Source organism: Haloarcula amylolytica JCM 13557, assembly GCF_000336615.1.
GTDB lineage: Archaea > Halobacteriota > Halobacteria > Halobacteriales > Haloarculaceae > Haloarcula > Haloarcula amylolytica.
Genome location: NZ_AOLW01000009.1, coordinates 1 through 5,473 on the forward strand (window position 1 = coordinate 1; position 5,473 = coordinate 5,473).

The window sequence follows — 5,473 nt, forward strand, 5'->3', positions numbered from 1 at the left end:
CAGGAGATGTGTATAAGAGACAGCCGATACGGCTTCGGTCGCCACGACGTCCCACGTCGGACGTGAGTGTGCTACCGTATCGCTTCAGAACTCGCTTGCCTGAGCGGTACCCTTTGCGAGCACCGTTGTCTGGTCGTCCCCGTGCCAAACGAGGCTGACTTCAGCTCCATCCTCGACGCTAACGCGTGACTGGTCGCCGGCGGTCACTTCGCCGTCGTCATCGTCCCACTCCACTGTTTGTCCGTCCGCCACTTCGATAGTGAGTTGCTCTGCACTGATCGTATCACCACCGTCATGTGTCACGACGGCAACGACGCCGTCTGTCGTCTCCTCGTACTCGAACGTGAACGAGGCCTGCGGGGCCGCAGCTACGTCGCCGCCACTGCTACCCATGCCCAGCACGAAGGACGCAATTATCGCCGCGACGATGATGATGATCGGAATCAGGATGAACAGGACAGCCAAGCCGACGCCTAGTCCGACGAGTACCTTTCCAGCGGTACCGAGATCGTTCCACGAATCTTTTACTCCCATGGCATACTTCATTAATTGATAGTCCTAAACAATATGGAAATTAATCGCCCGTCGCCGGGCACACAGTCGTCTGGTGGCCGGGCCGTTCGCGGGCGGCTGCGGGTGAAACAACAGCTAATTAAACCAGTATTCCATAGCCGGACACATGGTAGAACTCGTTGGACTCGCCGCCGGGGCCACGCTCACCCTGATAGTGGTCGCGCTCCACTACGCCAAAGGGACCGGTTGGGAGGCACCGGAAGACATCTCCCAGGAGGTCCTCGAGCAGCGGGCCGCGACAGTCCCCGAGACGGACTTTCCGGAGCCGTACAACCGCTCTATCGGTGGTGGCGGTGCCACAGCGATTCCGGCTGGTGAGGCCGAAGGCGAACTCGGCGAAGGCGAGGAGGCTGAAGAGGAGGACGAGGGCTTCGACCCCGACGACATCGCCGACGACGAGGTCGAGTACTACGAGATCGAATTCGCCAAGGAGGGTGAAACGATCGAGGTCGCCAACAACGAGCCGCTCCTCGACGCCGGCGAAGAGGAGGGCTGGGACCTCCCCTATGCCTGCCGCGAGGGCCAGTGTATCTCCTGTGCCGGCCACATCGAGGACGGCCCGGCCGAGGACTACATCCGCCACAGCAACAACGATTCGCTGATGGATGACGACATGGAAGAGGGGTACTGCCTGACCTGTGTCGCCTATCCGACCAGCGACTTCACCCTCGAAACCGGCGAGTCACCCTGACGCTGCGGTTCACAACCGTTAAGACGGACAGCCTGATAGCACTTTTCGTGGGCGGCTAGTTCAGCGGACAGAACGCCTGGTTCCGGACCAGATGGTCGGGGGTTCAAATCCCTCGCCGCCCGTGCAGCGAACCCGAGTTTTACGAGCGGTGAGCGAACCGGAAGCGAGGATTTGAACCCGGGGAGTCGCAGCGACCGAGCGAAGCGAGGGCGATCGTCTCCACTCGGTTCAAATCCCTCACCGTTGCCTACATACCGACAAGGCCATAGTGTCCGGCGGCTCGACGGCTCTACAGGACAAAGGAGATGATGGCGAGGACGACGAAAATAATCACGAGCCACTTCGCGATATCCATACTCAGCCCGGCGACACCGCGCGCACCGAGGATCGCCGCGACCAGCGCGAGGACGAGGAACAGAATTGCCAGTTCGATGAGTCCGCCACCGAACTGGAGTGGGAGCGTGTGTGGCGCGACGGCACTGGCTGACAGGCTGCTCTGAAGTGTCATACGTCCACTTCTCTCTCAGGCTATTTGACACCTCAGATATTCACGGTGTCACGTTGTTATCCGCATCTGAGTGACAGCGCTGGCTAGTGCAATCGGTGCTGGTCAGCCGATGTGTCACTGGGCTGGGGGCACAAGAGCCTTTGTCGGTCCAGCCAGATGTACGAACACATGCGTGTGCTCGTTATGGGTGCGACCGGATTCATCGGACAGCGACTGGTTCGTGCCCTGAACGACGCAGGCCACGACGTGGTGGCGTTCTCCCGGAGCGCGAGCGAGGAATCGTTTCCCGACGGGGTCGAGCCGTTCGAGGGCGACCTCGGCGACCCAGACTCCCTCGATGGGCTCTGCGATGATATCGACGTCGCGTACTACCTCATCCACTCGCTCACGTCCGAGAACTTCGCCGAGTTAGACCGTCGCTACGCCCGTCGGTTCGCCGACTCGGCGTCGGCTGCAGGCGTCGACAGGGTCGTCTATCTCAGCGGCATCAGCGGTGACGAGGAGAACCTCTCGCCTCATCTGGCGTCGCGGCGCGAAGTCGAATCGGTGCTTGCGGAGGGGTCGTTCGACCTGACAGTACTCCGGGCGGCGGTCATCATCGGCCCGGAGAGCGCGAGCTTCCGGATCGTCGACGACCTGACCGACCGTTTGCCGCTGATGCTCGTCCCCAAGTGGGTCCGAACGCCGTGTCAGCCCATCGGCGTCGACGACGCAATCAGCTACCTCGTGGAGCTACTCGGTGCCGACGAGACCCGCGGCGAGACCTACGACATCGGCGGGCCGTCGGTGTGGTCCTACGAGTCGCTGCTGAAACTCACCGCGGCGGAAAAGGGCAAGCGGGTGTTTATCATTGCCGTGCCGGTGATGACACCGGGTCTGTCCTCGCACTGGCTTCGCTTCACGACAGACGTACAGTACGCCATCGCGCGGCCGCTGGCCGAGAGTATGCGGAACCCGGTCACGGTCGACCCGGAGATGGACCTGCAGGATGTCGTGCCGATCGACCAGACGCCGATCAAGGACGCCGTTCGGCGGTCGCTGATGGAGTCGTAGGCCCTGCGGGACTGTTTTGGGGCTGTGCGGTGCAGACGTAGCTATGCCCGAATCGGTCGCCGTTACTGGTGGCAACGGCCGCGTCGGCCAGCACGTCCTCGAACACCTGACTGCAGCGGGGTATCGAACGGTCAACCTCTCCCGTGGCAAACGGGAGGAAGACCATTCGGACGCATACGTCAGGACTGATCTGCTCGATGCGGGCGAGGTCTACGGCGCACTCGCGAAATCCGGCCCCGACGCGGTCGTCCATCTCGGGATGAGTCCCACGCCCGACCACACGCCGGGGTACCGGACCTACGAGAGCAACGTCATGTCCAGCTATCATGTGCTGGAGGCGGCCGGCGAACTGGGCGTCGATACGGTTGCCCTGGCGTCGAGTTTCAGCGCTATCGGCGGCGGGTTCGAACCGGCCCCCATCACAGTCGATTACCTTCCGATCGACGAGGACCACCGCCTCACGCCGTCGAACCCGTATGCAATGGGGAAACAGGCACTGGAGATCACCGCCGACGGGTTCGCCCGCCGGAGCGCGGACGCCCCGGACACTATCACGTCGCTTCGGCTTCCGTGGGTCGTCGACGACGACCTGGCCAGGGAGACGTTCGTCGAGGCAGACCGGACACTCGCCGGGTCTCGGGCGTCACCGCACTTCCACACCCAGCGGAACACGCTGTACGCGTACGTCCACACCACCGACGCCGTTCGGCTCGTCGAGCGGGCCGTTGCGGCGTCGTTCGACGGCCACGAACGCGTCTGGGTCTCGGCACCAGATACGAGCGCCGAGACGCCGAGCGCCGAACTCGCGGCGGAACTGTACCCCGATGCTGACTACCGGGGGCCGACAGCCGACGACGAGAACCCGTATGCGACGCTCATCGACACGACGAAAGCCGAGCGGCTGCTTGACTGGGAACCGACCTGGAGCTGGCGACAACTGGCGTGAAGCCAGCGGCGGCCCGCCCATCGATCCGGACGCCGCCATTACCATGCCGCATGTAGCGGCCGTTTCATCCGGAACACGTTGCTAAAATGTAATGTGTATGTAACTAACATGCATGAGTGACGCCGAACAGCCGTCAGAGAGCGAGACACACGATCATCACGACCACGAGGGGCCGGGCTATGCCACCCCGCAGGCGGCCATCGAGGAGGCCGAGCGCGAACGGACCGCCTACGTGATGGGGCTGCACGTCGGCCAGGACGTCGACGCGCCGGACTTCCTGGCCGTCGTCGACGTAGCCCCCGACTCAGACACGTACAGTGAAATCATCAACCGGGTCCAGATGCCGAACAAGGGCGACGAACTCCACCACTTCGGGTGGAACGCCTGCTCGTCGTCGTGCCACATGGAGGGGTTGGAGCGCCGACACCTCGTCATACCCGGCCAGCGGTCTTCCCGCATCCACATCGTCGACACGAAGGAGCGCCGCGACCCCGAACTGACGAAAGTCATCGAACCGGAGGCGGTGTACGAGCACGACCTCTCCGCGCCCCACACCGTCCACTGCATCCCCGACGGTGAGATTCTCATCTCCATGCTGGGCGACGCCGACGGCGACCTCCCCGGCGGCTTTCTGGAACTGAACGACGACTTCGAGGTGCAGGGCCGGTGGGACCCGCCCGGCGAGATCGAGATGAACTACGACTACTGGTACCAGCCCCGCCAGAACGTGATGCTGTCGACGGAGTGGGCGGCCCCGAAGACGTACTACCCCGGGTTCGACCTGGACGACGTCGAGGACGGCAACTACGGCCAGCGGCTCAACTTCTGGGACTGGGAGGCCGGCACCGTTGAGCAGACAATCGACCTCGGCGAGGACGGCCTGATTCCGCTGGAGGCCCGGTTCCTGCACACGCCCGAGAGCACCCACGGCTACGTCGGGGCGGCGCTGTCCTCGAACATCATCCACTTCTGTGAGTCGGACGGCCAATACCGTGCCGAGCCAGTCATCGAGTTCGACGACCGCGAGCACGAGGACTGGGACATGCCGGTGCCGGCGCTGGTGACGGACATCCTCATCTCGATGGACGACCGGTACCTGTTCGGGTCGAACTGGCTCCACGGCGAGGTGTGGATGTACGACATCTCGGACCCGTCGAACCCCCGAAAGGCCGATTCCATCTCTATCGGTGGCTACTTCGGCGACATCGAGCAGGTCCAGGGCCGCGACATCGTTGCCGGGCCGCAGATGCTCCAGCTATCGCTGGACGGCGAGCGCCTCTACTGGACGACGTCGCTGTTTTCCTCGTGGGACAACCAGTTCTTCCCCGAGGAGGCCGAAAAGGGGTCAGTGATGCTCAAAGCCGACGTAGACCCGCGGACGGGGACGATGTCGCTGGACCGGGACTTCCTCGTGGACTTCGGCGACCTGCCCGAAGGCCCTGCTCGCGCCCACGAGATCCGGTGGCCCGACGGCGACTGTACCAGCGACGTGTGGCAATGAGGACGATGCGACTGGGCGGCCGATGACCGAGGTCCTGCTGGACTGGCGGGACAGCGACCGGACGGAGACGGTTTCGGTGCCAGACGGCGAAACGATACTCGACGCCGCGGAGGCCGCGGATATCGGGCTGCCGTTCGGCTGTCGAACCGGCGCATGCGGGACCTGTACCGCTCGCCTGCTGCTGTCTCTTATACACATCTC

The 5,473-nt window shown here is 63.5% G+C and carries 7 protein-coding genes and 1 tRNA gene; 6 read left to right on the top strand and 2 right to left on the bottom strand.

Features of this window, described 5'->3' with window-relative positions; all coding sequences use genetic code 11:
* Window positions 1-84: 84 nt before the first annotated feature.
* Window positions 85-534 carry a type IV pilin N-terminal domain-containing protein gene (locus tag C442_RS03490; protein WP_008307858.1) on the bottom strand — a complete coding sequence of 150 codons (450 nt, stop codon included), beginning with the start codon at window positions 532-534 and terminating at the stop codon, window positions 85-87.
* Window positions 535-679: 145 nt separating this feature from the next.
* Between C442_RS03490 and C442_RS22830 the strand changes: the two genes are divergently transcribed.
* Both C442_RS22830 and C442_RS03500 read left to right on the top strand, forming a co-directional pair.
* Window positions 680-1,264, top strand: coding sequence for a 2Fe-2S iron-sulfur cluster-binding protein (locus C442_RS22830; protein WP_008307859.1), 585 nt, complete (start codon window positions 680-682; stop codon window positions 1,262-1,264).
* Window positions 1,265-1,313: 49 nt separating this feature from the next.
* Window positions 1,314-1,386 (top strand) — tRNA-Arg (locus C442_RS03500).
* Between the two features lie 167 nt (window positions 1,387-1,553).
* On the opposite strand, the gene C442_RS03505 is transcribed toward C442_RS03500, so the two are convergent.
* Entirely contained in the window at window positions 1,554-1,772 is a 219-nt protein-coding gene (locus C442_RS03505) for a DUF1328 domain-containing protein (protein ID WP_008307860.1), read from the bottom strand.
* A gap of 168 nt (window positions 1,773-1,940) precedes the next feature.
* Here C442_RS03505 and C442_RS03510 point away from each other — a divergent pair, with 168 nt between their 5' ends.
* The 4 genes from C442_RS03510 to C442_RS20780 form a co-directional block, all read left to right on the top strand.
* A complete protein-coding gene (locus C442_RS03510) occupies window positions 1,941-2,825 on the top strand; it encodes an NAD(P)H-binding protein (RefSeq protein ID WP_049942802.1) in 885 nt (294 codons plus the stop codon).
* 43 nt (window positions 2,826-2,868) lie between these two features.
* On the top strand, window positions 2,869-3,771 hold the full coding sequence (locus tag C442_RS03515) for an NAD-dependent epimerase/dehydratase family protein (RefSeq protein ID WP_008307862.1): 903 nt from the start codon (window positions 2,869-2,871) through the stop codon (window positions 3,769-3,771).
* Window positions 3,772-3,883: 112 nt separating this feature from the next.
* Window positions 3,884-5,272: a selenium-binding family protein gene (locus tag C442_RS03520; protein WP_008307863.1), complete on the top strand. Its 1,389-nt coding sequence runs from the start codon at window positions 3,884-3,886 to the stop codon at window positions 5,270-5,272.
* Window positions 5,273-5,294: 22 nt separating this feature from the next.
* Window positions 5,295-5,473: 2Fe-2S iron-sulfur cluster-binding protein (locus tag C442_RS20780; RefSeq protein WP_008307864.1), on the top strand; the 179-nt coding region annotated here is incomplete at its 3' end.

What these genes read in the sequence shown, in the direction of transcription:
- C442_RS03490 (WP_008307858.1), bottom strand. Translation starts at nt 534, where the DNA reads ATGGGAGTAAAAGATTCGTGGAACGATCTCGGTACCGCTGGAAAGGTA.
- C442_RS03505 (WP_008307860.1), bottom strand. Translation starts at nt 1,772, where the DNA reads ATGACACTTCAGAGCAGCCTGTCAGCCAGTGCCGTCGCGCCACACACG.
- C442_RS03510 (WP_049942802.1), top strand. Translation starts at nt 1,941, where the DNA reads ATGCGTGTGCTCGTTATGGGTGCGACCGGATTCATCGGACAGCGACTG.
- C442_RS22830 (WP_008307859.1), top strand. Translation starts at nt 680, where the DNA reads ATGGTAGAACTCGTTGGACTCGCCGCCGGGGCCACGCTCACCCTGATA.
- C442_RS03515 (WP_008307862.1), top strand. Translation starts at nt 2,869, where the DNA reads ATGCCCGAATCGGTCGCCGTTACTGGTGGCAACGGCCGCGTCGGCCAG.
- C442_RS03520 (WP_008307863.1), top strand. Translation starts at nt 3,884, where the DNA reads ATGAGTGACGCCGAACAGCCGTCAGAGAGCGAGACACACGATCATCAC.